General features: G+C 67.9%; 25 protein-coding genes. 14 read left to right on the top strand and 11 right to left on the bottom strand.

Annotated elements, in window-relative coordinates; all coding sequences use genetic code 11:
• Positions 1-17 precede the first annotated feature (17 nt).
• Genes HFGMBDPB_RS11115 through HFGMBDPB_RS11100 form a run of 4 tightly spaced genes read left to right on the top strand, consistent with a single transcriptional unit; the run spans position 18 to position 2476 of the window.
• The gene (locus HFGMBDPB_RS11115; protein ID WP_016451365.1) at positions 18-869 is read left to right on the top strand and encodes a DUF3106 domain-containing protein; all 852 of its coding nucleotides are present in this window, start codon (positions 18-20) and stop codon (positions 867-869) included.
• A gap of 22 nt (positions 870-891) precedes the next feature.
• Positions 892-1434: an RDD family protein gene (locus HFGMBDPB_RS11110; protein WP_212645402.1), complete on the top strand. Its 543-nt coding sequence runs from the start codon at positions 892-894 to the stop codon at positions 1432-1434.
• A gap of 38 nt (positions 1435-1472) precedes the next feature.
• Entirely contained in the window at positions 1473-1886 is a 414-nt protein-coding gene (locus tag HFGMBDPB_RS11105) for a diacylglycerol kinase (protein WP_016447420.1), read from the top strand.
• Positions 1883-2476, top strand: coding sequence for an LOG family protein (locus HFGMBDPB_RS11100; protein WP_016447421.1), 594 nt, complete (start codon positions 1883-1885; stop codon positions 2474-2476). Before HFGMBDPB_RS11105 ends, HFGMBDPB_RS11100 begins: the two co-directional genes overlap by 4 nt.
• An 88-nt stretch (positions 2477-2564) precedes the next feature.
• On the opposite strand, the gene HFGMBDPB_RS11095 is transcribed toward HFGMBDPB_RS11100, so the two are convergent.
• Together HFGMBDPB_RS11095 and HFGMBDPB_RS11090 are read right to left on the bottom strand one after the other, a co-directional pair.
• A complete protein-coding gene (locus HFGMBDPB_RS11095; protein WP_012206673.1) occupies positions 2565-2903 on the bottom strand; it encodes a P-II family nitrogen regulator in 339 nt (112 codons plus the stop codon).
• Positions 2904-2974: 71 nt separating this feature from the next.
• Positions 2975-4624 carry an NAD+ synthase gene (locus HFGMBDPB_RS11090; protein ID WP_016451363.1) on the bottom strand — a complete coding sequence of 550 codons (1650 nt, stop codon included), beginning with the start codon at positions 4622-4624 and terminating at the stop codon, positions 2975-2977.
• A gap of 86 nt (positions 4625-4710) precedes the next feature.
• On the opposite strand from HFGMBDPB_RS11090, the gene HFGMBDPB_RS11085 reads away from it, so the two are divergent.
• Positions 4711-5928, top strand: a complete 1218-nt coding sequence (locus HFGMBDPB_RS11085) for a GNAT family N-acetyltransferase (protein WP_016447423.1) — start codon at positions 4711-4713, stop codon at positions 5926-5928.
• 3 nt (positions 5929-5931) lie between these two features.
• On the opposite strand, the gene HFGMBDPB_RS11080 is transcribed toward HFGMBDPB_RS11085, so the two are convergent.
• From HFGMBDPB_RS11080 to HFGMBDPB_RS11065, 4 genes are all read right to left on the bottom strand, one after another.
• A complete protein-coding gene (locus tag HFGMBDPB_RS11080; protein WP_016451361.1) occupies positions 5932-7758 on the bottom strand; it encodes a methyl-accepting chemotaxis protein in 1827 nt (608 codons plus the stop codon).
• Between the two features lie 500 nt (positions 7759-8258).
• A complete protein-coding gene (locus tag HFGMBDPB_RS11075; protein ID WP_126312146.1) occupies positions 8259-10028 on the bottom strand; it encodes a methyl-accepting chemotaxis protein in 1770 nt (589 codons plus the stop codon).
• A 180-nt stretch (positions 10029-10208) separates the two neighbouring features.
• Entirely contained in the window at positions 10209-10736 is a 528-nt protein-coding gene (ppa, locus tag HFGMBDPB_RS11070; RefSeq protein WP_013801496.1) for an inorganic diphosphatase, read from the bottom strand.
• Positions 10737-10883: 147 nt separating this feature from the next.
• A complete protein-coding gene (locus HFGMBDPB_RS11065; RefSeq protein WP_016451358.1) occupies positions 10884-11426 on the bottom strand; it encodes an Mpo1 family 2-hydroxy fatty acid dioxygenase in 543 nt (180 codons plus the stop codon).
• A 62-nt stretch (positions 11427-11488) separates the two neighbouring features.
• Between HFGMBDPB_RS11065 and HFGMBDPB_RS11060 the strand changes: the two genes are divergently transcribed.
• From HFGMBDPB_RS11060 to HFGMBDPB_RS11020, 9 genes are all read left to right on the top strand, one after another.
• Positions 11489-12328: a Crp/Fnr family transcriptional regulator gene (locus HFGMBDPB_RS11060; protein ID WP_016447427.1), complete on the top strand. Its 840-nt coding sequence runs from the start codon at positions 11489-11491 to the stop codon at positions 12326-12328.
• 61 nt (positions 12329-12389) lie between these two features.
• The gene (locus tag HFGMBDPB_RS11055) at positions 12390-13823 is read left to right on the top strand and encodes an aldehyde dehydrogenase family protein (protein WP_016447428.1); all 1434 of its coding nucleotides are present in this window, start codon (positions 12390-12392) and stop codon (positions 13821-13823) included.
• 73 nt (positions 13824-13896) lie between these two features.
• Positions 13897-14496, top strand: a complete 600-nt coding sequence (locus HFGMBDPB_RS11050; RefSeq protein WP_126312147.1) for a DUF2889 domain-containing protein — start codon at positions 13897-13899, stop codon at positions 14494-14496.
• Between the two features lie 24 nt (positions 14497-14520).
• A complete protein-coding gene (locus HFGMBDPB_RS11045) occupies positions 14521-15306 on the top strand; it encodes an SDR family oxidoreductase (protein WP_016447430.1) in 786 nt (261 codons plus the stop codon).
• 65 nt (positions 15307-15371) lie between these two features.
• Positions 15372-16508 carry a GTP 3',8-cyclase MoaA gene (gene moaA, locus HFGMBDPB_RS11040; RefSeq protein WP_016447431.1) on the top strand — a complete coding sequence of 379 codons (1137 nt, stop codon included), beginning with the start codon at positions 15372-15374 and terminating at the stop codon, positions 16506-16508.
• 62 nt (positions 16509-16570) lie between these two features.
• Positions 16571-17266, top strand: coding sequence for a molybdenum cofactor guanylyltransferase MobA (gene mobA / locus HFGMBDPB_RS11035; protein ID WP_212645401.1), 696 nt, complete (start codon positions 16571-16573; stop codon positions 17264-17266).
• 29 nt (positions 17267-17295) lie between these two features.
• Positions 17296-18633, top strand: a complete 1338-nt coding sequence (gene moeA, locus HFGMBDPB_RS11030) for a molybdopterin molybdotransferase MoeA (RefSeq protein WP_047326770.1) — start codon at positions 17296-17298, stop codon at positions 18631-18633.
• Between the two features lie 14 nt (positions 18634-18647).
• Complete coding sequence (locus HFGMBDPB_RS11025) at positions 18648-18980, top strand: thioredoxin family protein (RefSeq protein ID WP_034365530.1); 333 nt, start codon at positions 18648-18650, stop codon at positions 18978-18980.
• Positions 18981-19026: 46 nt separating this feature from the next.
• Complete coding sequence (locus tag HFGMBDPB_RS11020; RefSeq protein ID WP_227472562.1) at positions 19027-19758, top strand: TetR/AcrR family transcriptional regulator; 732 nt, start codon at positions 19027-19029, stop codon at positions 19756-19758.
• 47 nt (positions 19759-19805) lie between these two features.
• On the opposite strand, the gene HFGMBDPB_RS11015 is transcribed toward HFGMBDPB_RS11020, so the two are convergent.
• From HFGMBDPB_RS11015 to HFGMBDPB_RS10995, 5 genes are read right to left on the bottom strand one after another with little or no spacing between them, the layout of a single operon-like run.
• Positions 19806-20783: a Bug family tripartite tricarboxylate transporter substrate binding protein gene (locus tag HFGMBDPB_RS11015; RefSeq protein ID WP_026062757.1), complete on the bottom strand. Its 978-nt coding sequence runs from the start codon at positions 20781-20783 to the stop codon at positions 19806-19808.
• Between the two features lie 54 nt (positions 20784-20837).
• The gene (locus tag HFGMBDPB_RS11010; RefSeq protein ID WP_016451352.1) at positions 20838-21659 is read right to left on the bottom strand and encodes a TauD/TfdA dioxygenase family protein; all 822 of its coding nucleotides are present in this window, start codon (positions 21657-21659) and stop codon (positions 20838-20840) included.
• A 38-nt stretch (positions 21660-21697) separates the two neighbouring features.
• A complete protein-coding gene (locus HFGMBDPB_RS11005) occupies positions 21698-23941 on the bottom strand; it encodes a xanthine dehydrogenase family protein molybdopterin-binding subunit (protein ID WP_160855571.1) in 2244 nt (747 codons plus the stop codon).
• Complete coding sequence (locus HFGMBDPB_RS11000) at positions 23919-24365, bottom strand: (2Fe-2S)-binding protein (protein ID WP_017404538.1); 447 nt, start codon at positions 24363-24365, stop codon at positions 23919-23921. The genes HFGMBDPB_RS11005 and HFGMBDPB_RS11000 overlap by 23 nt, the downstream gene beginning before the upstream one ends.
• Positions 24366-24416: 51 nt before the next feature.
• Positions 24417-25502, bottom strand: coding sequence for a porin (locus tag HFGMBDPB_RS10995; RefSeq protein ID WP_034365538.1), 1086 nt, complete (start codon positions 25500-25502; stop codon positions 24417-24419).
• Positions 25503-25576: the final 74 nt, after the last annotated feature.

The following is a 25576-nucleotide window of genomic DNA, read 5'->3' as shown; positions in this document are numbered from 1 at the left end:
CCGCCTTGCCTGCCTGCATGCCCACTGATTCACGCGCCGCGTTCCACCGATCACCCGCCGCCATCCTGGCGGCGGTGCTGTTGATGGCGCTGGCCTGGACCGGCTGGCGCGTCGTGCAACAGGTGCGGCTGGCGCCCAGCACGGTGTCGCCGGCCACCATTGCGGCCTCCAAGACCCTGCATGGCGACGCAGCCACGCGCCAGCGCGCCACGGCCCTGGCCTCAGGCCCACGCTGGGCCGAGCTGACGCCTGCGCAAAGCAGGGTGCTCGAGCCCCTTTCCGAGCGCTGGTCCATGATGGACGCGCTGCAAAAGCGCCGCTGGATGGCATTGGCCGAAGGCTGGGACAAGCTCAGCGAAAAGGAGCAGGAAAAGCTGCGCGACCGCATGCAGACCTGGTCCAGCCTCAGCGCCCAGCAGCGCAGCCAGGCCCGCCTGAATTTCGCCCTGACCAACCGCCTTGCCACGGACAAGCGAGCCCAGTGGGAGGCCTACCAGGCGCTCAGCGACGAAGAAAAACGCCTTCTGGCTGCACGCGCCGCGCCCAAGGTCAAGGGCGCCGCCAACGCCATACAGCCCGTGGCGCCCAAGCGGCTGGCGCGGATTCCTGCGGCCTCGGTGGCACCGGCCACCATTCCGAATCCCCCCAAGATTCCACCAGCCACCATCTACAATCCGCCGCCTCCGGTTCCACCGGTCGCGCCGCCTTCGGCCGTGGAAACCCATCCCGTGCGCCCGCCTGCGCTGGTGGAGACAGCCCCGGTGGAAGTGCCTTCGGCCACACCCATGCCCTTGCCGCCCATGGAACTGCATGACGGCGCCGAGGCCACCCCACAGCCCTCGCACGGCGAAGCAGCCCCTTCGCATTGATGCAGCGCCCCGACACGCCCGCATGACGAACGCCACCTCCCCCGCCTCCACGGCAGCCGGCTCCGCCGCCGATCCACGGATGGCCCCGCGCCTGGCCCGGCGCATGGCCTGCTGGCTATATGAGGGCATGCTGCTGTTCGGCGTGGTCTTCATCGCCGGATATCTGTTTGGCACCTTGTCTCAGACGCGCAACGCCATGGACAACCGCCATGCGCTGCAGGCCTTCATGTTCGTGGTGCTGGGCATCTATTTCGTCTGGTTCTGGTCCAAGGGGCAGACATTGGCCATGAAGACCTGGCACATCCGCCTGGTGGATGCTGCAGGCCAGCCCGTCAGCCAGCCGCGCGCACTGCGGCGCTATGTGCTGAGCTGGATCTGGCTGCTGCCACCGCTGGCGGCCTACTCCACCGGCGTGCCGGCCTTGACCACCTTGGTGCTGCTGGTGCTGTGGGTGGCACTCTGGGCCCTGCTCAGTCGCCTTCATCCGCGCCGCCAGTTCTGGCATGACGCCTTGGCCGGCACACAGCTGATCCACCAGGCCCCGCCGCCCAGGAAAAAACGCTGAGCGGCAAAGGCAGCATCGCATCTCCTACACTCCCCAGCATGCCCGCCGCTTCACCCAAGTCCAACGACAGCACGCCTGTCAATCCCCAGAAAAGCCGCACGGGCCTGAACCGTGTCTGGCACGCTGCGGGTTATTCGCTGTCCGGCCTTCGTGCCGGATGGAATGAGAAAGCCTTCCGCCAGGAGGCGCTGGCCGCCATCGTGCTGATCCCTGCCGCCTTCTGGCTGGGACGCAGCTGGATCGAGGTCTCGCTGCTGGCGGGCACGGTCTTGCTGGTGCTGATCGTGGAATTGCTCAACAGCGGCATCGAGGCCGTGGTCGATCGCATAGGCCCCGAATGGCACGCCCTGTCCAAGCAAGCCAAGGACATGGGCAGCGCCGCCGTGCTACTGGCGCTGCTGCTGTGCACGGGTGTCTGGCTGGCGGCTCTCTATCAACGGTTCATTGCATGACAAATCCCACGTTTTCCATTTGTGTGTATTGCGGCTCGCGCCCCGGCGACCAGCCCGGATTCATCGAGGCCGCCCGCGCCACCGGCCGCTGGATTGGCGAGCACGGCGGCCAGTTGGTCTACGGCGGCGGGCGCAGCGGCCTGATGGGCGAGGTGGCCGAGGCCACGCGGCAGGCCGGTGGCCGCGTCGTGGGAGTGATCCCGCAGGCGCTGGTGGACAAGGAGCTGGCCAACCATGCCTGCGACGAACTGCACATCGTCCAGACCATGCACGAGCGCAAGGCCATGATGGCCGAGCGCAGCGATGCCTTCGTCGCCCTGCCCGGCGGCATAGGCACCTTCGAGGAATTGTTCGAGGTCTGGACCTGGCGCCAGCTGCGCTACCACGACAAGCCCATCGGCCTGCTCAATGTGGACGGCTACTACGACAGCATGCTGCAGTTCCTGCAGACCTGCGTGGGCCATGGCTTCATGGGCGAGTGGCAGATGGGACTGATAGAAAGCGGCAGCGACATCCCCGCACTGCTGCAATCCCTGGTGCAGAACGCCGGCACGGGCCTGGAAACGGCCCCCTTGCGCGCCGTGATCTGAAACGGAAACGGCCACCCGTTCAGGGGTGGCCGCTGGAATCCGGATGTCGAGCCCAGGGCGCCGCGCGCGCCCTGCACTGCTGCCGGGTTCAGATGGCTCCGTCGTCGAGTTCGCCGGTACGGATGCGCACCACGCGCTCCACGGCGGTGACGAAGATCTTCCCGTCACCGATCTTGCCCGTGCGGGCCACGTTGACGATGGCATCCACGCAGCGGTCCACGTCTTCCGTGCGGACCACCACCTCGATCTTCACCTTGGGCAGGAAGTCCACCACGTACTCGGCGCCACGGTAGAGCTCGGTATGGCCCTTCTGGCGACCAAAGCCCTTGACCTCGGTGACGGTCAGGCCGTTGACGCCGCAGTCGGCCAGTGCCTCGCGGACCTCTTCCAGCTTGAACGGCTTGATGATGGCGGTGATCATTTTCATGGGGTGAACTCCTCAGTGCATGCAATACGGGGCAAGACGGCTGGCCAGGAAACCCCGCCGCCTCAGGTGCTTCAAGCGCGAAAGCGGTTGGTGATCGGGTAGCGCCAGTCCTTGCCGAAGCTGCGGCGCGTCAGCCGCGGCCCCACGGGCGCCTGGCGGCGTTTGTATTCGTTGATCTGGATGAGGCGCGTCACTCGCTCCACATCGGCGCCGGCATATCCGTCGGCCACGATGGAGGCGATGCTTTCGTTATTTTCCATGTATCGGCGCACGATGGCGTCGAGCACCTCATAAGCGGGCAGGCTGTCCTGGTCTTTCTGGTCCGGGCGCAGTTCGGCGCTGGGCGGGCGCGTGATGATGCGATCCGGAATGGGGTCCAGCCCCGTGCCGAACGGATCGTTGGCATTGCGCCAGCGCGCCAGCGCAAAAACCTCGGTCTTGAGCACGTCCTTGATCACGGCAAAGCCGCCGGCCATGTCGCCATAGAGCGTGCAGTAGCCGGTGGACATCTCGCTCTTGTTGCCGGTGGTCAGCACCACGGAGCCGAATTTGTTGGACAGGCCCATCAGCAAGGTGCCGCGGATGCGGGCCTGCAGGTTCTCTTCGGTCGTGTCCTCGGCGCGGCCCGCGAAGGCCGGGGCCAGGGCAGCCTTGAAGGCCTCGAACTGGGGCGCGATGGAGATTTCGTCATAGCGCACGCCCACACGCTCGGCCATGTCGCGCGCATCGATCCAGCTGATGTCCGCCGTATAGGGCGAAGGCATCATCACCGTGTGCACCTTGTCCGCGCCCAGCGCATCGACCGCAATCGCCAGCACCAGGGCAGAGTCGATCCCGCCCGACAGGCCCAGCAGCGCGCCGGGGAAACGGTTCTTGCCCACGTAGTCGCGCACGGCCAGCACCAGGGCGGACCACAGCGCCGGCAGGTGCTCCACCGGTGGCTGCACATCGGCGGCCAGCGTCAATTCCTGCGCGCCGGCACGCACTTCCACCAACGGCAGCGCCTCGGCAAAGGCCGCCGCGCGTGCGGCAATGCTGCCGTCGGCGTGCACGGCAAAAGAGCTGCCATCGAAGACAATTTCATCCTGGCCACCGACCAGATGTGCGTAGACCAGGGGCAGGCCGGTCTCACGCGCACGTGCAGCCAGCGTGGCTTCACGTTCGGCCTGCTTGCCCTCATGAAAGGGCGAAGCATTGATCACGGCCAGCAATTGCGCACCCGCCGCGGCAGCCGCGCTTGCCGGCCCGGGATGCCAGGCGTCCTCGCAGATCAGCAAGCCCACGCGAACTGCCTGGACCTCGACCACGCAAGGCGACTGGCCGGCCACAAAGTAGCGCTGCTCGTCGAACACGCCGTAGTTGGGCAGGCATTGCTTGGCGTAGCTGCATTCCACGCGCCCGTCGCGCAGCACGCTGGCTGCATTGCGCAACGCGCCACCAGCGCCGGGGTCGCGCCAGGGATGGCCCAGCACCAGCGCCAGGCCCGGCCATTGCGCGGTCTCCAGCGCCAGCTGCTGCACGGCCTGATCGCAGGCGTCCAGAAAGGCGGGACGCAGATAGAGATCTTCGGCCGCATAGCCGCACAGGGCAAGCTCGGGAGTCAGCAGCAAGCGCGCTCCCGTGGCATAAGCTTCACGGGCTGCGGCAATGATTTTCTGGACATTGCCGGGCAGATCGCCCACGACAAAGTTGAGCTGGGCAGTGCAGATGGAGAGCGTCATGGAATGCAATGGAGCCAACAGGGCCGACAAGGCCACCCCACAGCGCAAGGCGGCAGCGCGCGTCACACGGGCCTGCAAGGAATGGCATGGCTGAAACCGCAATTATCACCCGCGTGCTGGACAGCGTGCAGCAGCTCGATGCCCAGGCCTGGAATGCTCTGCTGGCATCGCAGGCTGCGCCCACCCCCTTCATGCGCCACGAGTACCTGAGCGCGCTGGAATCCAGCGGCAGCGCCGTGCCGCAAACCGGCTGGGCCGCCCGCGTGGTCACGCTCTGGCAGGGCGGCGAGCTGGTCGCCGCCTGCCCGGTCTACGCCAAGGCGCATTCCTATGGCGAGTACGTGTTCGACTTTGCCTGGGCGCGCGCCTACGCCCAGCATGGGCTGGATTACTACCCCAAGGGCGTGCTCGCCGTGCCTTTCACGCCTGTGCCGGGCAGCCGGCTGCTGGCACGCACGCCGCTGCTGCGTGCGGCCCTGGTGCGCGCCGTGCGCGAATGGGCCCAGGCGCAGCAGCTGTCTTCCCTGCATTTGCTGTTCAGCGATGCCGAGGATCTGGCAGCCTGCGACGCCGACGGCTGGATGCAGCGCAGCACCGTGCAGTTCCACTGGAGCAACCAGAACGCCGGGGGCGCGGGCCACCGGGACTTCGACCACTTTCTGTCCACGCTGAACCAGGAAAAGCGCAAGAAGATTCGCCAGGAACGGCGCAAGGTGCACGAGGCCGGCGTGCGCTTTCGAGCAGTGCACGGCCCCGACATGAGCGCCCAGGACTGGGCCTTCTTCTATCGCTGCCACGAACGCACCTATCTGGAACACGGCAACGCCCCGTACCTCCAGCCGGCCTTCTTCGAGGCCATGGCGCACCAGATGCCCGAGAACTGGCTGATGTTCGTCGCCGAGCGCGACGGCCAACCCATGGCCTGCAGCCTGATCGCACTCGATGCGGCAGCCGCACGGCTTTCGGCCGGCAGCTGCGACCGCGACACGCCGCAGATCCCGCAGGGCACGGCCTACGGCCGCTACTGGGGCGCGCTGGAGCGCGTGGACTGCCTGCATTTCGAGGCCTGCTACTACCAGCCTATCGCCTGGTGCATAGAACGCGGGATTGCGCACTTCGAGGGAGGCGCCCAGGGCGAGCACAAGATGGCGCGGGCGCTGCTGCCCGTGGTGACGCCCAGCGCCCACTGGATTGCCCACCCGTCCTTCGCCGACGCCATCTCGCGCTTTCTGGACCGCGAAGGCGAAGGCATGGCCGGCTACCTGCAGGAGCTGCAGGCGCACAGCCCGCTGCGCCAGGACTGAGGCTCAGAAGGTTTCCCAGTCGTCATCGCCCTGACCGGGCTGGCGCGGAGCCGGCTTGCCTGTTGCTGCGGGCCCAGGGCGTGGCTGGATGGGAGGCGTGGCATCGCGTTCAAGCCGGCGGGCCAGTGTCTCGCCACCCGCTGCAGCACCGCCGCCCCCCAAGGCCGCAGGCCGTGCGGGGCTGGCCGGCGGGTTCGGCCGGACAGGCTGCGCTGCGGCGCGTGGCGCGGCGCCGGCCTGCGCCACCATCCTGTTGGGCACATGCGCATGGCTGTCCATGGCACCGCGCGGCAGCTGGAACACGGCCACGGCCTCGACCAGGTCCTGCGCCTGCTTGCGCAGCGAGGCAGCGGCGGCCGCGCTTTCCTCGACCAGGGCAGCGTTTTGCTGCGTGGTCTGGTCCATTTGCGTGACGGCTTCGCTGACCTGGGCGACGCCGGAACTCTGCTCGGTACTGGCCGCGCTGATCTCGCCCATGATGTCGGTGACCTGGCCGATGGCAGCCACCACTTCGGTCATGGTCGTGCCTGCGCGGTCCACCAGTTGCGAGCCCTGCTCCACACGCTCCACGCTGGCCGTGATCAGCGCCTTGATTTCCTTGGCCGCCTCGGCGCTGCGCTGCGCCAGCGAGCGCACCTCGCCCGCGACCACGGCAAAGCCCCGGCCCTGCTCACCGGCACGCGCAGCCTCCACCGCGGCATTGAGCGCGAGGATGTTGGTCTGAAAGGCAATGCCGTCGATCACGCCGATGATGTCGCCGATGCGCCGGCTGCTGTCGTTGATGCCCTTCATGGTTTCCACGGCCTCGGCCACCACGTCGCCGCCACGGCGCGCAACGCTGGATGCATTGAGCGCCAGCTGATTGGCCTGGCGTGCGTTGTCGGCGTTCTGGCGCACGGTGGAGCCCAGCTCCTCCATGGAGGCTGCCGTCTGCTCCAGGGCACTGGCCTGCTCTTCCGTGCGGCTGGACAGGTCGGCATTGCCCGAGGCAATCTGCGCACTGGCCGAGGCCACGCCTTCGGCGTTCTGGCGCACGCTGCGCACGGTCTGCACCAGGCTCGATTGCATGCGCTGCAGCGCGCCCAGCAGCAGGCCGGTTTCGTCATGGCGGTCGATGTGAATGGTCCCGCCCAGATCGCCATTGGCCACGCGGTCTGCGGCATCGACCGCATGGGCCAGCGGCGTGCGGATGGAGCGCGTCAGCCACAGCCCGGCCAGCACGGCCAGCAGCACGGCGGCCAGCGCCGCCACGCTGAGGACGACGACCGAGCGCCCGTACACGGCCTCGGCGTTGCGGCTTTCCTGCACGGCCGCATCGCTGTTGAGCTTGACCAGCAGGTCCAGCGTGTTCGACGAATCGTTGTAGAGCTTCAGCGACTCGCCGCCCAGCACCGCCTGGGCCTTTTCCTTTTCGCCCTGGCGTGACAGCGCCAGCACCTGCTGGCTCAGTTGCTGGTAGCGCTCGCGTTCCTGGAGCAGTTGGGCGTAGAGCCTTCGCTCTTCGTCGGAGGACAGCAGCGGCTCGTAGGCCTTCTTGCGCTCGGCCAGGCGGCGCTGCAGTTGCTCCAGCTGCTTTTCCGAATCGGTCTTGTAGGCGACATCATCATTGTTGACGTGGCGCACCTCCAGCAAACGGGTACGCACGACATCGGTGCCTATCTGGTTGATCACTTCCACGCTGGGCATGGCATTGCCGGTGATGACTTCCATGCTGGTGCGCATGGAGCGCAGTTGCACCAGGGCCGCGGCCACCACGGCCAGCAGCAGCAGCACCAGCAGGCCGAAGGTGCCCAGCATGCGCGTTGAAATCTTGAGGTTTTTCACATTCATCTCTCTTGTAGAGGTCCCGTCATCTTGTTGCGTCTTGCTCTGTCTCGCGCCATGGGCAGGCTATCAGCCAGGCCCGGCGCGAACCTTGCAGAAACAGGCCAGCCGCACCGGCCGATGGCAGCTGGCAGGCAAGGCTTGGAGAGGGGGAGGACGGGACCCCGCGGGAGCGCGGTCTGCTGGATGGCCGATGGCCGCCAGGCCAGGCGGCCATGAGAACAAGGTAATCATGGGATATCCCTTCGTTCCGAGCGAACGAGGCCAGGAGCGGCCGTTCCTCAATCTGTAAGAATAGGACTACATCTATTTACATTCTGCCAGTATCCAAGCATTGTTCAGGACAAGTTCAGGTACTTGCAGTAGGCAGAAACCTTCACTGGAGGATTTGCGCCACAGCCTCCTGCCACCCGGCGTGAGCAAGCTCAACGCAGCACGCAAAAAGAAAGCGGCCCCATGCAGGGCATGGGGCCGCCAGAGGATGGGGCGCAGCTGCGGGCAAGGCCTCAGAACGCGGCCCACTCCTCGTCGTCGGCGGTTGCGGTCCTGCTGACCTGGGCTGGCGTGGCATGTTTCGCTGGCCGGGCTGCGATGGGCGCCAGGACCGGCGGTGATGCCAAAGGGGCGGCCGCCGTTGCGCGCGGCACCGCCACGGCCGCCTTGGCGGTCTCAGCCACCTCGGGGACCGCTGTCGAGTCTTCCGGCGCCGTGCGAAACACCGATACCGATGCCACCATGGCCCGCGCCTGCTGCTGCAGCGACTGGGCAGCGGCCGCACTTTGCTCGACCAGGGCGGCGTTCTGCTGGGTGGCCTGGTCCATTTGCGTAATGGCATCGCCCACCTGGGCCACGCCCGCGCTCTGCTCGCTGCTGGCGGCGCTGATCTCGCCCATGATGTCGGTCACGCGCCGGATGGCGGCGACGATTTCGGACATGGTCTCGCCGGCCTTGTCCACCAGCTGCGTGCCCTGCTCCACACGCTGCTCGCTGGCCTGGATCAAGGCCTTGATCTCCTTGGCCGCCTCGGCACTGCGCTGGGCCAGCGTGCGCACCTCGCCGGCCACCACGGCAAAGCCCCGGCCCTGCTCGCCAGCGCGGGCCGCCTCCACGGCGGCGTTCAGCGCCAGGATATTGGTCTGGAAGGCAATGCCGTCGATCACGCCGATGATGTCGGCGATCTGGCGGCTGCTGTCGTTGATGCCCTTCATGGTGTCCACCACCTGGGCCACAACCTCGCCGCCACGCGCGGCAATGCCCGAGGCGGAGGCAGCCATCTGGTTGGCCTGGCGCGCGTTGTCCGCGTTCTGGCGCACGGTGGCGCCCAGCTGCTCCATGGAGGCCGCGGTTTCTTCCAGAGCACTGGCCTGGCTTTCGGTGCGCGCCGACAGGTCCGCATTGCCCTGGGCGATCTCGCCAGCGGCCAGCGCCACGCCGTGCGCATTGCCGCGCACATCGCCCACCAGCTCGGCGAGCTTGCGGCGCATGTCCTCCTGTGCGTTGATGAGCTGGCCCATTTCATCCCGGCGCCGGCTGGTGACCGGCTTTTCCAGATGGCCGGCCGCCACATTGCGCGCCACGGCCACGGCCTGGGCCACCGGGCCGGTGACAGCACGCGTGATGGCCCAGCCCACCAGGGCCGCAATCGCCACCACCGCGGCCAGCGTGCCCAGCACCCAGATGCGGGCCAGGTCAAAGCCTGCCTGCGCCTGCTGCCGCGCCTGCTCGCCCGCCTCGCGCTGCAGGGTCAGCAGGCGGCCGGCGCTTTCGGCCAGCTTGCCGAACTGCGCCTCGGACTCGCCGGCGAACATCAACCCCATCTCGTCGGCCATGAAGGCCTGCTCCTCGGTGGTGGAATAGTTGCCGGCGCGCGCACGCTCCAGCAATCGCGCATGCATGGCCAGGAACTGTTGCTTGAAGCCGAGGTAGTCGTCGAAGGCCGCGCGCAAGGCCTGCTGGTCGATCAGCGAACGCAGGGCCGTCTCATGCTCGCCAATGGTCTGCAGCCGGTCCTGCACCTGCTTGGCAAAGCCATCGACCTCGGCCAGGCTGCGCGCGGAGGCAATGCCGGCCTCGTGGCGGCGCAGGCGGTTGTATTCGGATCGCATGGCGCCCGCATGGAACATGCTGGGCAGGGCCACATCCGACAAATGCAATGCGTTGCGGTGCATCTGCGCCAGTTGCAACCAGGCTACCGCCCCCAGAACCGCCGAGAACAGGACCATGATGAGGAATCCCATGCCCAGCTTCGTGCCCATGCGCCAATCTGCCACCTTCATTTGCTCGCTCCCGGGCCGATGTCCCCATCAGCGCCTGATTGATCTGTCCAAACCCTGATCCATGACAAAACAAAAAACGCACCCGGCGCCTAGGCACCGGGTGCGTTTCAAATTGTATCAACTGCGAAGCGGGCATTTACCTCAGCGCAGTTGAGACTCCCTCGACGGGAGTGAAAGGGATCAGCCCTTGTAGTTGGCGATGCCGTCCACGACTTCCTTCTTGGCCTCGTCCACGCCCTTCCAGCCCAGAACCTTGACCCACTTGCCCTTTTCCAGGTCCTTGTAGTGCTCGAAGAAATGCTGGATCTGCTTGAGGGTGATCTCGTGGATGTCTTCCAGCGTGTTGATCTTGTCGTAGGCGGGCAGCAGCTTTTGCGTGGGCACGGCCAGGACCTTGCCATCCACGCCGGACTCGTCTTCCATGAGCAGGATGCCGATGGGGCGGCAGGCCACGACCACGCCCGGGGGCAGCGGGAAGGGCGTCATCACCAGCACGTCCACCGGATCGCCGTCGCCGGACAGCGTCTGGGGCACATAGCCGTAGTTGGCCGGGTAGTGCATGGCCGTGCCCATGAAGCGGTCCACGAAGACGGCGCCGCTTTCCTTGTCCACTTCGTACTTGATGGGATCGGAGTTGGCCGAGATCTCGATCACGACGTTGAAGGATTCAGGAGCGTTCTTGCCCGGTGTGACTTTGTCGAAAGACATGATGGATAAGCAGAGTTGAAACGAAAGAGCCCCCGCAGGGGATAGCAGCGTGATTTTAGGCGCAGGCACACGCCCCCACGGATGGCTCCGCAGGAACGCCCGCCATGCTAAGGGCGCAAGCCTGCGCCAAGCTTGCAGCGCCCGGTCTCAGGCGTGTGCCCCGCCCGCGCGCCGGCGCACGGGGCCGCTGCGCTGCTCCACCGCATGCTGCACTTCGCGGCGCAGGCCCAGTGCAAAGCCCAGCTCGGCCAGCACGAACAGGGGTCCGATGACCAGGCCCAGGATGTCGTCCAGGAAGGCTGGCTTGCGGCCCTCGTAGTAGTGGCCCACGAACTGGATCACCCAGCCCACGGCAAAGATGCCCAGCCCCCATCCCAGCCAAGCCCCCAACGGCAGCATGGCGATGGGCTGTGCCAAGGCCAGCATCAGGGCAAGCACCACAGCCATGGCAATGCCGTAGCGCAGGTCCAGCAAACAGTAGTAGATGCCTGCCGCCAGCGCCGCCAGCAAGGCCAGGCTCAGCGGCAGGGCAGGCAGGCCGTCGCCCAATGGCATCGCCCATTGCAGACGTGCCAGCAGGATCACCACGGCCCACATGATCAGCGGCACGCCAAAGAAGTGCGTGAGGATGTTGCGTGGATCACGGTGATAGTCCGCGTACTGGGACAGTTGGTCGATGAGGGTTTTCATAGGCTGCACCGGCAGTGGATGTTGCGCAACCATGGTGGTGTCATCAAGGATTGGCGTCTGTCATGGATCCGACACAAGCCTCATCGCACACCTCGGGCTTACCCGCACCGGCAGCTCCGGCAGCCACGGCAACTGCCGCCGCCACGCGCGGCGTACGGCGCCGCGCAGTGGCCGGTCCGCCGGGCATGGCCGATCTCTGGGCCACCGTCGAGGCAGGCCGCTGGTTCCACGCCCTGCCGCCAGAGCTGGCCGCGCAGCTCAAGGCACTGGCCCAGCCCCGCACGCTGGCCGCAGGCGACTGGCTGTTTCGCCGGGGCGACCCGCCCTGTGGCCTGTACGCGGTGGCGCGTGGCGCCCTCAGCATCTCGGGCACGGCCGCCTGCGGCGAGCAGGCCCGCACGGCGCTGCTGGCCCTGGTGGAGCCGCCGATGTGGCTGGGAGAGATTGCCCTGTTCGATGGCGCACAACGCACGCACGATGCCCAGGCCGCCACGGCCTGCATCGTGCTTCACGTGCCCCAGGCACCGCTGATGGAGTGGCTGGCCGCCCACCCCGGACACTGGCAAGCGCTAGCGTTACTGCTGACGGACAAGCTGCGCGTGTGCCTGGTGGCGCTGGAAGAGCACACGCTGCTGCCGGCCCCCCAGCGCCTGGCGCGGCGCCTGGTGCGCATGGCCGAAGGCTTTGACCAGTGGCAGCCCGACGGCCAGGGCCGCCAGCGTTGGCGGCGCGAGCTGGATGTATCCCAGGAGCAGCTGGCGCGCATGCTGGGCCTGTCACGCCAGACCACCAACCAGATCCTGCAGGAGCTGCAACTGGCCGGCTGCCTGCAGTTGCGGCGCGGCAAGATGGAGGTGCTGGACCGCCAAGGCCTGCGCGACGCGGGCTGGCCTGCGCAGTAGGCAGGCGCGCTGCAACGCCCGGGACTGGACAAGCGTCCCGGGCGCCCCACAATCGGGCTCCATGCAATACCACCACATCGGCAATGCGTCCGTGCCTACGGAATCGGGACGCACGATCCCCGTGCTGGACCCGTCGGACGGGCAGGCTTTCGACGAGCTCCAACGCGGCTCGCCCCAGGACATCGACCTGGCCGTGCGCTCTGCGCGCGAATGCCAGGACAGCGTCTGGAGCAAGCTCTCGGCCGCCGAACGCGGGCGCCTGCTGATGCGCCTGTCGGGCAGCGTGCTGCAGCATGCCGATGAACTCACGGCCATCGAGCAGCGCGACTGCGGCAAGCCCACGCGCCAGGCCCGCGCCGATGCGCTGGCGCTGGCGCGCTACTTCGAGTTCTATGCAGGCGCCTGCGACAAGCTGCACGGCGAGACCCTGCCCTATCAGCAAGGCTACAGCGCCCTGACCTGGCGCGAGCCCCACGGAGTGACCGGCCATATCGTCCCCTGGAACTACCCCATGCAAATCCTGGGCCGCAGCGTGGGCGCGGCGCTGGCCGCGGGCAATACCTGCGTGGTCAAGCCCTCGGAAGACGCCTGCCTGTCCGTGCTGCGCGTGGCGCGGCTGGCCACCGAGGTCGGCTTTCCGGCAGGCGCCTTCAACGTGGTCACCGGCCTGGGGCACGAGGTGGGCGAGGCCCTGGCGCGCCATCCAGGAGTGGACCACCTGAGCTTCACGGGCAGCCCCGGCGTGGGCACGCTGATCCAGCAGGCTGCGGCCGAACGGCACTGCCCCGTCACGCTGGAGCTGGGCGGCAAGAGTCCGCAGATCGTGTTCGCGGACGCGGACCTGGACGCCGCCGTGCCGGCCATCGTCAACGCCATCGTGCAGAACGCCGGCCAGACCTGCTCGGCAGGCTCGCGCGTGCTGATCGACTCGCTGATCTACGAGCCGCTGCTCGAACGCCTGGGCCAGGCCTTCGAGGCGCTGCGCGTGGGTCCGGCCGCCATGGACCTGGACCTGGGTCCGCTGATCCGCGCCAGCCAGCAGCAGCGTGTCTGGGATTTCCTGTCCGACGCCCAGGTGGCAGGCATTGCCGTGGTGGCGCAGGGCCAGATCGTGGAGCATGCGCCCGACAGCGGCTTCTACCAGGCGCCCACCCTGCTGCGCGACGTGCCACCCGAGCACCGGCTGGCGCAGGAAGAGATCTTCGGCCCCGTGCTCTGCGCCATGCCCTTCCATGACGAGGACCATGCCGTGCAACTGGCCAACGGCACGGCCTACGGCCTGGTGGCCGGCCTGTGGACCCGTGACGGCGCGCGCCAGCTGCGCCTGGCGCGGCGCCTGCGCTGCGGCCAGGTCTTCGTCAACAACTACGGGGCGGGTGGCGGCGTGGAGCTGCCCTTCGGCGGCGTCAAGTCCAGCGGCCATGGCCGCGAAAAGGGCTTCGAGGCGCTCTATGGCTTCACCACGCTGAAGACCGTCGCCATACGGCATGGCTGATCCTGGCGCATGACGGAAAATCGCAAGGTGCCCGGCGCCAGCCGGCCGCACGCGACAGAAAGAAGAATTCCCCATGCCCTTGTCTCCCGTTCCCGACCGCACGCCCCAGCATGAACGCGACGTGCGCTACCGCAGCTACGCCCGCGCCGATGGCCTCTGGGACATCGAAGGCGAGCTGCGCGACAGCAAGACCCATGACATCGAACTGAGCGGCGGCCGCCACATGCCGGCCGGCACGGCCATACACCACATGTGGATACGCACCACGGTCGATGCCCGCCTGGCGGTGCAGGCCATCGAGGTCGTCATGGACTCCCATCCGCTGGGCCACTGCCCCGAGGCCACGCGGGCCCTGCAGAAAATGGTCGGCTGCAGCATGGCGCGCGGATGGCGCAAGGCCATCAACGAGAACCTGGGCGGCGTGGCCAGCTGCACGCATCTGCGCGAGCTGCTGTTCAACATGGCCACGGCAGCCTTCCAGTCCGTGCCCGGCGTCTTTGGCGATGCCGACCCCAGCCAGCCGCCACGCCACCTGGGCCAGTGCCTGGGCTGGGACTTCAATGGCCCCGGCGTGGCGCGCTACTACCCGCAGTTCGTGGGCTGGCAGCCCGGCACAGGCGGCGTGACCCCGACCCCGGCGACCACAGCCACCACCGAAACCCAGGGGGCCTGACCCCCGACCGAGGAGCAAAGCCCGATGCGTGTCCAGGACAAATCCATCATCGTCACAGGCGCCGGCAGCGGCATAGGAGCCGGCATCGCCATGCGGCTGGCCGCCGAAGGCGCGCACATCGTCGTCAACGACATCGACCGCGAGGCCGGCACGCGCGTGGCACAGGCCATCAACGCCGTGGGCGGCCGCGCGCTCTATGTGCAGGCGGACATGACGCAGGGCGAACAGGTCAAGGCCCTGGTGGCCGCCACGCTGCAGGCCCACGGCCGGCTCGATGTCTTCGTCAACAACGCGGGCTGGACGCACCGCAACCGTCCCATGCTCGAAGTCAGCGAGGCCGAGTTCGACCGGGTCTATGCCATCAACGTCAAGAGCATTTATCTCTCGGCCATCCACGGCGTGCCGGCCATGCGCGCCAATCCGCCGATGGCCGATGGCCGCCCCGGCGGCGGCAGCTTCATCAACATCGCCTCCACGGCAGGCCTGCGCCCGCGCCCGGGGCTGACCTGGTACAACGGCTCCAAGGGCGCCGTCATCGTGACCAGCAAGTCCATGGCCGCGGAACTGGGCCCGGAGAACATCCGCGTCAACTGCATCAACCCCGTCTTCAACCCCGACACCGGCCTGGCCGCCGAGTTTGCCGGCGGCCCCGTGGACGAGGAGCGCCGCGCGCGCTTTCGGGCGACGATTCCGCTGGGCCGCTTTTCCACGGCGCTGGACGTGGCCAATGCCGCGCTGTATCTGGCCAGCGACGAGGCGGCCTTCATCAGCGGCACCTGCATCGAGGTGGATGGAGCGCGCTGCGTCTAGACGCAGATCAAGATCTGCAGGCTTGCGCAGAGCCTGGACATAGGCATTCGGGCAAAATCGCGGGCATGGCAGAACGAGTGATCCCCCTGGTCGACGAGCGCGCCCCGACTCGCCCGGCCACCGTGCCAAGACTGCTGCAGGCGCCCACCGGCGATCTGCGTGACAGGCTTGGCCGGCCGCTGCGCGACCTGCGCATCAGCATCACCGACCGCTGCAACTTCCGCTGCAGCTACTGCATGCCCAAGGAAGTCTTCGACAAGAACTACCGCTACCTGCCGCACGGCTCGCTGCTGAGCTTCGAGGAGATCACGCGCACGGCCCGCCTGTTCGTGCAGCATGGCGTGCGCAAGATCCGCCTGACCGGCGGCGAGCCGCTGCTGCGCAAGAACGTGGAAACGCTGGTGGAGCAGCTGTCTGCCCTGCGCACGCCCGACGGCCATCCGCTGGACCTGACGCTGACCACCAACGGCTCGCTGCTGGCGCGCAAGGCCCGGGCGCTCAAGGCAGCCGGCCTGAACCGCGTCACCGTCAGCCTGGACGGGCTGGACGACGCGGTGTTCCGCAGCATGAACGACGTGGACTTTCCGGTCTCCGACGTGCTGGCCGGCATCGAGGCGGCCCAGGCGGCAGGCCTGGGCAACATCAAGGTCAACATGGTGGTCAAGCGCGGCACCAACGAGGACCAGATCCTGCCTATGGCGCGCCACTTCCAGGGTACCGGCGTGACCTTGCGCTTCATCGAATACATGGACGTGGGCGCGACCAACGGCTGGCGCATGAACGAGGTCCTGCCCTCCGACGAAGTCATCGCCCGGCTGCGCGCCGAGCTGCCCCTGGTGCCGCTGCAGGCCAGCAGCCTGGGCGAGACCGCCGTGCGCTGGGGATATGCCGATGCGCAGGGCCTGCACGATCCCTCGCTGGGCGAGGTCGGCGTGATCAGCAGCGTCACCCACGCCTTTTGCGGCGACTGCAACCGTGCGCGCCTGTCCACCGAGGGCCGGCTGTACCTGTGCCTGTTCGCCTCCGAAGGCTGGGACCTGCGCAGCCTGCTGCGCAGCGGCGCCAGCGACGAGGAAGTGGCAGCCGCGCTGGCCCCCATCTGGCAGCAGCGCACCGACCGCTATTCCGAACTGCGCGCCAGCCTGCCGTCCAGCACGGACACGCAGCGCAGGCGCATAGAGATGAGCTACATCGGCGGCTGAGCCCGCGCGGCGCGCGCGGCTCCCTTTCCCCTTCCCCTCGGTTTCTCCATCACAAGCCACACATGCCCGTTTCCTCCCTGCCCGACACCCTGCCCTTGAGCGACATCACGGGCTGCGTGCTGGCAGGCGGGCGCGGCATGCGCATGGGCGGCATCGACAAGGGCCTGCAGCCCTTTCTGGGCCAGCCGCTGGCGGGCCACGCGCTCAGCCGCCTTGCGCCCCAGGTCGGGCATCTGATGCTCAACGCCAATCGCCATACCGAGGCCTATGCGCAACTGGGCGCCCTCTATGGTGCCCCGGTCTGGCCCGATGCCGAACCCGACTACCCCGGCCCGCTGGCCGGCTTTCTGAGCGGCCTCACCCATTGCCAGACACCCTGGCTGGTCTGCGTGCCCTGCGACACGCCGCTGTTCCCCCAGGACCTTGTACAGCGGCTCGCGCAGGCTGCGCTGGCGCAGCAGCCTGCGGCCGACATCGTCGTCGCCCATGGCTGGGAACGCTCGCTTGATACAGATCAATCCAGGCTGCGGGCCCAGCCCGTGTTCTGCCTGATGCGGTCATCGCTGCGTGATAGCCTGCAGTCCTTCATACGTTCGGGCGGCCGCAAGATCGATGCCTGGACGGGCCAGCACCGCTGCGCCACCGCCCTCTTCGATCGCGCGGACGACAGCCCGCTGGCCTTTGCCAACGCCAACACGCAGCAGGAGCTGCAGGCCCTGGCGCAGGCCGCGGCCTGTGTGCCCGTGACGCCGCCGTGACCGGCCTTGCCCCACCGGATTCCGTTCTGATGACCGCCACCTTCCAGCCCGCCTCCGCCCCCATCGCCTCCGCCCAGGACCTGAGCGTTGATCAGGCACTGTCCCAGCTGGCCAGCCTGCTGCAGCCCCTGGGCCCGGTGGCGGATGTGGAAACACTGGCGCTGGCCGACGCGCTGGACCGCATGCTGGCCGAAGACATCGTCTCCCCCATCGACGTGCCCGCACATGACAACGCCGCCATGGATGGCTATGCCTTCGACGGCAGCCAGCTGCAGGCCGGCGCCCCGCTGGTGCTGCGCGTGGTCGGCCAGGCCCTGGCCGGCAAGCCCTGGCATGGCACGGTGCGGGCGGGCGAGTGCATCAAGATCATGACGGGCGCCGTGCTGCCGCCCGGTCTGGACACGGTGATCGCGCACGAACGCACCGAGCCCGCCGATGCGGCCTCGCCCGACCATGTACGCATCCCCGCCGGCAGCGTGCGCACCGGAGACAACCGCCGCAGGCGCGGCGAGGATCTGAGCCAGGGCTGCGTGGCGCTGGCGGCGGGCCAGCGCCTGCATCCGGCGGCCCTGGGCCTGATCGCCAGCCTGGGCCAGTCTCAGGTGCATGTTCGCAGGCGGCTGCGCGTGGCCTATTTCTCCACGGGCGATGAAATCCTGCACCCCGGCACGGCGCTGCGCGAAGGGGCGGTCTACGACAGCAACCGCTTCAGCCTCATCGGCCTGCTGCAGCGCATGGGCGTCAAGGTGCTGGACCTGGGCGTGGTGGCCGACCAGCCCGAAGCCTTGCAGGAGCGCCTGCGCGAAGCCGCCTCCCTGGCCGACGTGGTGCTGACCAGCGGCGGCATCAGTGCGGGCGAGGCCGACCATACGCGCGCCATGCTGCAACGCATGGGCAGCGTTCATTTCTGGCGACTGGCCATGCGGCCCGGCCGGCCGCTGGCCGTGGGGCTGTTGCAACCCGATGCGGGCACGCCATTTGCCGCCAGCCGGCCACCGGCACGCACCACGGTACTGATCGGCCTGCCCGGCAATCCCGTGGCTGCCATGGTGAGCTTTCTGGTCTTTGTACGGCCGGCGCTGCTGCAGCTCATGGGCGCCGCCGCCGTGGACGGTGAATCGGCCGCCCTGCCCCAGGCTGTGGCTGCGCAGGCCCTGTCCAAGCGGCCCGGCCGCACCGAGTACCAGCGCGGCATTCTGTCCAAGGGCGCCGATGGCCGCTGCATGGTGCGCACCACGGGGCCGCAGGGCTCGGGCGTACTCAGTTCCATGGCCGAGGCCGACTGCCTCATCGTGCTCGAACATGAGCGCGCTGCCGTGCAAGCCGGCGAAACCGTGTCCATCCTGCCGCTGCAGGCCTTTCCCTGACAGGAGATTGCCCCATGCCCTTCCAGTCCAAGCACCTGACCGACGCCCCCGATCGCAGCACCGTCGATACGCTGCCCGGCGCTACCTTGCTGGAGTTCGGCACCGCCTGGTGCGGCCACTGCCAGCGCGCGCAACCGCTGATTGCCCAGGCGCTGGATGCCGCCCCGCAGGTGGCCCACATCAAGGTGGAAGACGGCCCCGGCAGGGCCCTGGGACGCAGCTACCGCGTCAAGCTCTGGCCCACCCTGGTCTTTCTGCGTGACGGGCAGGAGGTGCAAAGGCTGGTGCGGCCCCAGCAGGCCCGCGAGATCGAGGACGCGCTGGCCCGCATCACCGCCCAGCCCTGACACTTGCGGCGCAGCCGCTGCCTGTGTATCGCCGACAATGGCCCGCATGCCGTCCCAAAAGAAGCCTGCCGATTCCGCGCCCAAGAAGCCCCGCCGCAACAGCGGCCGCCCGCTGGCCGACGATGCCGTCGGCCGGGACATCATCCTGCAGACCACGGTCAACCTGCTCAAGACCCGCACGCCGGAGCAACTGAGCATTCTGGAAATCGCGGCGGCGGCCGGCGTCACGCGGGCGCTGGTGCGCTACTACTTCAGCAGCCTCAAGGGACTGCTGCAGGAAGTGACGGAGTCCCTGATGCAGGAGCTGCAAAACCGCATGGAAGTGGCGCTCAGGACGCAGGGCACGGTGGAAGAGCGCGTCTACCAGCGCCTGCTGCTGCGGCTGGATTTCATGCGCGAGCACCCGCAGTTCGAGCGGCTGGCGCTGTCCGAGATCTACCACTATGAAAGCGAAGAAGAGCCTCCGCCCTCGGGCACGCCGCTGCAGCGCATCACGCGGCGCGGGCTGGAGCTGACCTCGACCATGCTGATGGACGGAGCGCAGGCCAGCCACCCGGCACAGGTGGACCCGCGCTTCATCCACCTGGCCATCCTCAGCATTTCGGCCTTCCTGCCCACGGCACGGCCGCTGCTGGCCGAACTGTTCGGGGAAGGGCCGCAGGCAGACCAGCAGGTCGAGCACTATCTGCGCTTCATGTCCCACCTGCTGGCCGAGCGCATCAGGCAGGATGCGCCGGCGCAAGACCACCCACCACACCCGGGCCACCACCCGGATTGACTTGCGCCGGCGCCCGCTGCTCCCTCCTTTCGTCCGGTGCGCCGCCCTCAGTCGGACTGTATGCCCAGCTCCTTGACCAGCCGCCCGAAGCGCTCGAAGTCGCTGGCATTGGTCTTGCCCAGGCGCTGCGGCGGGCCGCCCACAGGGACGGTTCCCAGCGTGGCCATGCGTGCCACCACGTCGGGCATCTTGAGGACCTCGTTCAGGTGCGTATTCAGCAGCCTGACCACGTCGGCAGGCATGTTCCTGGGGCCGAACAGGCCATACCAGGCCGTCAGCTCCACGTCCTTGTAGCCCAGCTCGGCCAGCGTGGGCACGTCGGGCGCCAGCGGCGAGCGCTGGGCGTCGGCCACGGCCAGCGCCACGAGCTTGCCGCCGGGCAGGTAGGGCGCGATGGAGCCCAGCGTGCTGTAGGTGAAGGGCACATGGCCGCCCACCACGTCCGTGACCGCAGGCGCCACCCCCTTGTAGGGGATGGACTCGAAGCGGGCGCCCGTGGCGCGCCGGACCATCTCGCCCAGAAAGTGCATGGGCGAGCCATTGCCCGGGGTGGCGTAGCCCAGCGAACGGCCCTGGCTCGCGGATACGGCCTCCTTGAGCGTGCGCACGCCCGCGCCGGGTCCGGCGACAAGGAACAGCGATGTGGAGCCGACCTCGATCACGGGCGTGAATCCGTTGAGCACGTCATATCCGTGGCCTGCGCCCAGCTTGAGCACCAGCTGGGCCATGGCAAAGGTATTGGGCGCCAGCAGCAGCGTATAGCCATCGGCCGGCGCCTTGGCCACATAGCTGCTGCCGATGGTGCCGCTGGCGCCTGCGCGGTTGTCCACAAGCACCGACTGTCCGATGCGGGCCGACAGCTTCTCGCCCAGCAGGCGCGCCAGCGCATCGGTGTCACCGCCTGCGGGATAGGCCACGACGATGGTGACGGGCTTGTGGGGATAGGCCTGCGCCTGGGCAGGACCGGCCAGCAGGGCCATGGCCAGGGCCATGCCTAGGGCAAGCGTTTTGCGTTTCGCTTTCATGGGGTGGGCTTTCATCGTGGGTTTTGTCATTTTCAGCAAAGGCCGGGGCCGGGCTCACGCCTGGCGTATCGCCACACGGTGCATCCGCCGCGCTGCGGGGTGGTAGTCGTTGACCGCGTAATGCTGGGTGGCCAGGTTGTCCCAGATGGCCACCGAGCCCTTGCGCCAGCGAAAGCGCACCTGCCACTCAGGCACCTTGGCCAGGCCGCTGAGCATGGCGATCAGCGCCGCGCTCTCGTCGCTGGTCACGCCCTCGATGTGCGTGGTGTAGAGCGAGTTCACAAAGGCCACGGGCAGGCAGGTCACCGGGTGCACCAGGACCACGGGCTGCTCCAGCGGCGGATGCTTGAGGCGCGTGGCCCGATAGGCCTCGCCCGAGGGATCGCGGCGCATCAGGCTTTGCCTCAGGGCCGGCGCCTCCCAGTTGTGGGTGGCGCGCAGCGTGCGCAGATAGGCCTGCAGCTCGGGCGCCAGCGAGGCGAAGGCCGTGGTCATGCTGGCCCACATGGTGTCGCCGCCCGTGGGCGGCACGTCCACGGCGTAGAGGCAGGCACCGGCGGGCGGCTTGGTCTGCCAGGTCAGGTCGGCATGCCAGATGTCGGTGCCGGTGCGCGTGCCCTGGCTGATCAGCAGCTCGACATGGGGATCGTCCGGGTGCGAGGGAAAGGTGGAGGACACGGGCTCGACCTTGCCGAACACCTGGGCCACGCGCACCTGCTGCGCAGGGTCCAGCGTCTGGTCGCGGAAGAAGATGACCTGGCGCTCGGCCAGCAGCTTGCGCAGCGCGTCCGCATGGTCATGCACCTGCGCCGGGTCCGAGAGATCGATGCCGTATATCTCCGATCCTATGCACGGGGTGATGTGTTCGACTTGCATGAAATTCCTTTTCTCAAAAAAAGCGGGTTGGGGGGTGATCAGGTGGACGCGATGTCCTGCGGCAGCGGCATGGAGCGGAACCGGCGGCCCGTGGCATGGAACATGGCCGTGGCCACGGCAGGCGCCGTGGGACCCAGGGCCACTTCGCCGCAGCCCTGGGGCGGCCGGTCGCTTTCGACCAGGACCACCTCCACGCGGGGCATTTCGGACAGTTGCAGCAGCGGGTAGTCGTGGAAGTTGCTTTGCTGTACCGCGCCCTTGTCGAAGTCCAGCCGGCTCTTGAAGGTGTTGGTCAGCGCAAAGCCGATGCCGCCTTCCACATTGGCCTTGACCAGGCCCGGATTGACCACGCGGCCTGCATCAATGGCGCAGATGGCACGCTCCAGCCGCACGCGGCCTTGCACAACACGCAATTCCATGACCAGTGCGACGAAGGTCTGGAAGCTCTCGCCCCGCCCCGTGTAGACGTTGAAGGTCATGGCGCGGTGCAGGCCTGCCGGCGCGGGCTGCTCCCAGCGCGCGGCGCGCGCCGCCGCATCCAACACGCCCAGCGCCAGCGGCTGGCCGGCCAGCAGGCGGCGCCGGTACTGGTAGTCGTCCACGCCTGCGGTGTGGGCCAGCTCGCTGATGAAGCTTTCCAGGAAGAACACGCTGGACGTGGTGCCCACGCTGCGCAGGTAGCTCAGCGGTATGGGCTGCTGCACGTCCACGGCATCCACCAGCAGGTTGGGCACGCCGTAGATCAGGTCGTAGATGGACTCGACCATGGTCTCGTCCCAGCCGCCGGCATCGGCCATCTTCTTGGGGTTGATGGCCCCGTACAGCGACTGGCCCGAGATGCGCGCATGCAGAGCGGCCGGCATGCCGTCGGCGCCGAGCACGGCGCTCAAGCGCCCCGATGCGCCGGGCCGGTAGTAGGAATGCCGTATGTCGTCCTCGCGCGAGCGGATGACCTTGACGGGCCGGCCCACGGCCTTGGACGCCGCCGCCGCATGCAGGGCGAAGTCGGGCATGTACTTGCGCCCGAAGCTGCCGCCCAGGAACGTGGTGTGCACGATCACCTTGTCTGCAGGCACGCCGCAGGCCTTGCCGAGTTCGCCACGCAGGAAGTCCTGGCCCTGGTACGGCCCCCAGGTCTCGACCTCGCCGTCGCGCACATGCACGGTGGCGGCCAGCGGCTCCATGGTGGCGTGCGTGATGTAGGGCGAGTGGTAGTCGGCCGTGATGGTCTTGCCGGCCGCCAGCACTTCACGCGGCTTGCCCAGGCTGCGGGCCACGACAGCCTTGTCGTTCGACAAGCCTGCGACGAACTGCGCATGGATGCGCTCGCTGTCCACGGCTGCCGCCGCGCCGGCGTCGAATTCGATGTCCAGCGCATCGGCAGCCTGCTTGGCAATCCAGTACGAATCGGCCACCACGACCACGGTGCTGGGCTCGGGGTCGGGCCACTGCGTGGTGCGCACGACGGCATGCACGCCGGGGCGCGCGCGCACCTCTGCCTCGTTGCGGATGCGCACGATGCGCCCCGTCACGCTGGGCGCCATGCGCACGGCGCCGATCAGCATGCCGGGCACCTCGACATCGATGCCGAACACCGCGCTGCCGTCGACCTTGGAAGGCGTATCTACACGGCGCAGGTTGCGGCCGATCAGGCCCTGCTCGGAAGCCGACTTCATGCGCGGCCGCGCGGCCAGGGGCAGCCTGGAGGCATCAGCCACGATCTCGCCATACCCCACGCTGCGGCCCGTCGCGGGGTGCAGCACGCGGCCGGCACGCGTCATGCACTGGGAGGCACGCACACCCAGGCGGCTTGCGCCGGCGCGCAGCAGCACATCGCGCGCCTGGGCGCCGGCCAGGCGCATGCGTTCATAGAAATAGTTCATCGACATCGACGCACCCACGAACTGCTGGAACGGCATCTCGCCCGCATCGTTGCGGTAGGCGTCGCGCCCTGTGACGAAGCGCACGGTCACGCTGGCCCAGTCGGCATCCAGTTCATCGGCCAGCACCTGGGGCAGGCCTGTGTAGATACCCTGGCCGACCTCGCACTGCGAAACGCCGATCACCACCTGGCCCGAAGGCTCGATCCAGACCCAGTCGCCGATGGCTGCTGCCGCCGCCGCACCGGCTGCCGGCGGCGCGGCCTGCGCCAGCGGAATCAGCAGGCTGCCTGCAGCAGGCGCCACCAGCAGCGCAGCGGCGCTCTGGAGCAGGTGCCTGCGCCGCAGCGAGATGGCCGAATCGGCCACGCGGCCTCGTTCATTGCTTGGACGCTGCGGCATGGATGGCCTCCCGGATGCGGTGGTAGGTGGCGCAGCGGCACAGATTGGTCATGGCCTCGTCGATCTGCGCATCGGTGGGCTGCGGATGGGCCTTGAGCAGTGCGGCAGCGGCCATGACCATGCCGGACTGGCAGTAGCCGCACTGCGGCACGTCCTTGTCCATCCAGGCCTTCTGGATGGGGTGGGAGCGGTTGCTGGACAGTCCTTCGATGGTCGTTACCGCCTTGCCGCCCACCGTCGAGACGGGCAGCACGCAGGAACGCACGGGCTCGCCATCGACATGGACCGTGCAGGCCCCGCACATGCTGATGCCGCAGCCGAACTTGGTGCCCGGCAGCTTGAAGTGGTCACGCAGCACCCACAGCAAGGGGGTCTGCCCGTCGCCGTCAAAGGCCACGCTTCGGGAATTGAGGGTGAATTTCATCGTGGGGTCTCCAATGCGCCCGCATCGACCGGGCTGCATGTCTCATGCCTCTCAGAACGAGTGGTGTATGCCTGCCGCAATCACGGTCTGCGTGCGCCCGCTGGCAACGCCCACGGAATTCATCGCCGCCACGCCATCGGAGGCGCGCTGGTGCGTGACCGAGGCATGCAGCTGCGTGCGCTTGGAGAAGGCGTAGCGCGCGCCCAGGTGGACCTGGTTCCACTTCGTCTGCTCGAAACGGCTGAAGGAGTAGCCGGTGTTGATGGTCACCGCCTGGCTGGTCTGCCAGGCCAGGCCCAGGTCGAGCGCGCTCATGTGGCTGGAGGCTGCGCCATACTTGAGCGTGGAGCGCGTCAGCAGCGCGTTGAGCCGTACCGGAAGCGCATCGAGCTGGTAGCCGCCGCCGATGCCCAGCACCTGGAAGGTATCGAGCACCAGCGGCCGGCCCGCCACCAGGTCCTGGCCCAGCGCGTTCGCCAGGCCCGTGCGCCCGGCGATATCGAAGGCACGGCCACGCGCATCGGTGTAGGCCACGGCCAGATTGAGCTTGGCACTGGAATAGCTGCCCATGACGCTGTAGGTACGGTTGGCCTGCGAGCGGCCCGGCACCTCGCCAAATCCATACTGCGCGCCGAACTGCATACCGCCCATGCGCGGCGTCAGGTAGACCACGGAGTTGTCCACGGGGAACTGGCTGGACAGGCCGTCCAGGTTGCCCGGGTGGTACAGATAGAAGTTGTAGAGCTGGTAGCCATTGCCCCATTGGCTCAGCGTGCCGGCCGTGAAATCGACCTGGCGCCCCAGCCGCAGCGTGCCCAGCGAAGCGCTGTCCAGGCCCACCCAGGAAGCCCGGTTGAAGTAGCTGGTGGGCGAGATCGGCGAGCCGATGTCCGTGAGGAATCCGTTTTCCAGCTGGAACGAGGCCTTCAGGCCGCCCCCCAGGTCCTCGGAGCCGCGCAGGCCCCAGAGGTCAGGCTGGGAGATGGCCGAATCCATGCGCGTGAGCCGGCTCCCGCGCACATCGCTGATCCAGGGCATGGTCAGGTCCATGCTGCCGTACAGCGTCACCGAACTCTGGGCCAGCGCCGCTCCCGCGCCGCCCAGCATCGCCAATGCGGCAATTGCTTTGTATTTCATCGCAAGGCTCTTTCATCGTGAGATGGTTTAAAAATTCCACAAGTGGCAATTTCAAACACCACACCACGGAAGAT

Source organism: Delftia sp. PE138, from assembly GCF_018320755.1.
GTDB classification, from domain to species: domain Bacteria; phylum Pseudomonadota; class Gammaproteobacteria; order Burkholderiales; family Burkholderiaceae_C; genus Comamonas; species Comamonas tsuruhatensis.
This window is presented reverse-complemented; position numbering and strand designations above follow the sequence as displayed.

Coding starts and splice junctions, on each gene's coding strand:
- HFGMBDPB_RS11015 (WP_026062757.1), bottom strand. CDS start 20,783: ATGAAAGCGAAACGCAAAACGCTTGCCCTAGGCATGGCCCTGGCCATG.
- HFGMBDPB_RS11100 (WP_016447421.1), top strand. CDS start 1,883: ATGACAAATCCCACGTTTTCCATTTGTGTGTATTGCGGCTCGCGCCCC.
- ppa (WP_013801496.1), bottom strand. CDS start 10,736: ATGTCTTTCGACAAAGTCACACCGGGCAAGAACGCTCCTGAATCCTTC.
- HFGMBDPB_RS11110 (WP_212645402.1), top strand. CDS start 892: ATGACGAACGCCACCTCCCCCGCCTCCACGGCAGCCGGCTCCGCCGCC.
- HFGMBDPB_RS11105 (WP_016447420.1), top strand. CDS start 1,473: ATGCCCGCCGCTTCACCCAAGTCCAACGACAGCACGCCTGTCAATCCC.
- HFGMBDPB_RS11025 (WP_034365530.1), top strand. CDS start 18,648: ATGCCCTTCCAGTCCAAGCACCTGACCGACGCCCCCGATCGCAGCACC.
- HFGMBDPB_RS11050 (WP_126312147.1), top strand. CDS start 13,897: ATGCCCTTGTCTCCCGTTCCCGACCGCACGCCCCAGCATGAACGCGAC.
- HFGMBDPB_RS11000 (WP_017404538.1), bottom strand. CDS start 24,365: ATGAAATTCACCCTCAATTCCCGAAGCGTGGCCTTTGACGGCGACGGG.
- HFGMBDPB_RS11095 (WP_012206673.1), bottom strand. CDS start 2,903: ATGAAAATGATCACCGCCATCATCAAGCCGTTCAAGCTGGAAGAGGTC.
- mobA (WP_212645401.1), top strand. CDS start 16,571: ATGCCCGTTTCCTCCCTGCCCGACACCCTGCCCTTGAGCGACATCACG.
- HFGMBDPB_RS10995 (WP_034365538.1), bottom strand. CDS start 25,502: ATGAAATACAAAGCAATTGCCGCATTGGCGATGCTGGGCGGCGCGGGA.
- HFGMBDPB_RS11090 (WP_016451363.1), bottom strand. CDS start 4,624: ATGACGCTCTCCATCTGCACTGCCCAGCTCAACTTTGTCGTGGGCGAT.
- HFGMBDPB_RS11065 (WP_016451358.1), bottom strand. CDS start 11,426: ATGAAAACCCTCATCGACCAACTGTCCCAGTACGCGGACTATCACCGT.
- HFGMBDPB_RS11020 (WP_227472562.1), top strand. CDS start 19,027: ATGCCGTCCCAAAAGAAGCCTGCCGATTCCGCGCCCAAGAAGCCCCGC.
- HFGMBDPB_RS11080 (WP_016451361.1), bottom strand. CDS start 7,758: ATGAATGTGAAAAACCTCAAGATTTCAACGCGCATGCTGGGCACCTTC.
- HFGMBDPB_RS11115 (WP_016451365.1), top strand. CDS start 18: ATGCCCACTGATTCACGCGCCGCGTTCCACCGATCACCCGCCGCCATC.
- HFGMBDPB_RS11045 (WP_016447430.1), top strand. CDS start 14,521: ATGCGTGTCCAGGACAAATCCATCATCGTCACAGGCGCCGGCAGCGGC.
- HFGMBDPB_RS11085 (WP_016447423.1), top strand. CDS start 4,711: ATGGCTGAAACCGCAATTATCACCCGCGTGCTGGACAGCGTGCAGCAG.
- HFGMBDPB_RS11075 (WP_126312146.1), bottom strand. CDS start 10,028: ATGAAGGTGGCAGATTGGCGCATGGGCACGAAGCTGGGCATGGGATTC.
- moeA (WP_047326770.1), top strand. CDS start 17,296: ATGACCGCCACCTTCCAGCCCGCCTCCGCCCCCATCGCCTCCGCCCAG.
- HFGMBDPB_RS11060 (WP_016447427.1), top strand. CDS start 11,489: ATGGATCCGACACAAGCCTCATCGCACACCTCGGGCTTACCCGCACCG.
- HFGMBDPB_RS11005 (WP_160855571.1), bottom strand. CDS start 23,941: ATGCCGCAGCGTCCAAGCAATGAACGAGGCCGCGTGGCCGATTCGGCC.
- HFGMBDPB_RS11055 (WP_016447428.1), top strand. CDS start 12,390: ATGCAATACCACCACATCGGCAATGCGTCCGTGCCTACGGAATCGGGA.
- moaA (WP_016447431.1), top strand. CDS start 15,372: ATGGCAGAACGAGTGATCCCCCTGGTCGACGAGCGCGCCCCGACTCGC.
- HFGMBDPB_RS11010 (WP_016451352.1), bottom strand. CDS start 21,659: ATGCAAGTCGAACACATCACCCCGTGCATAGGATCGGAGATATACGGC.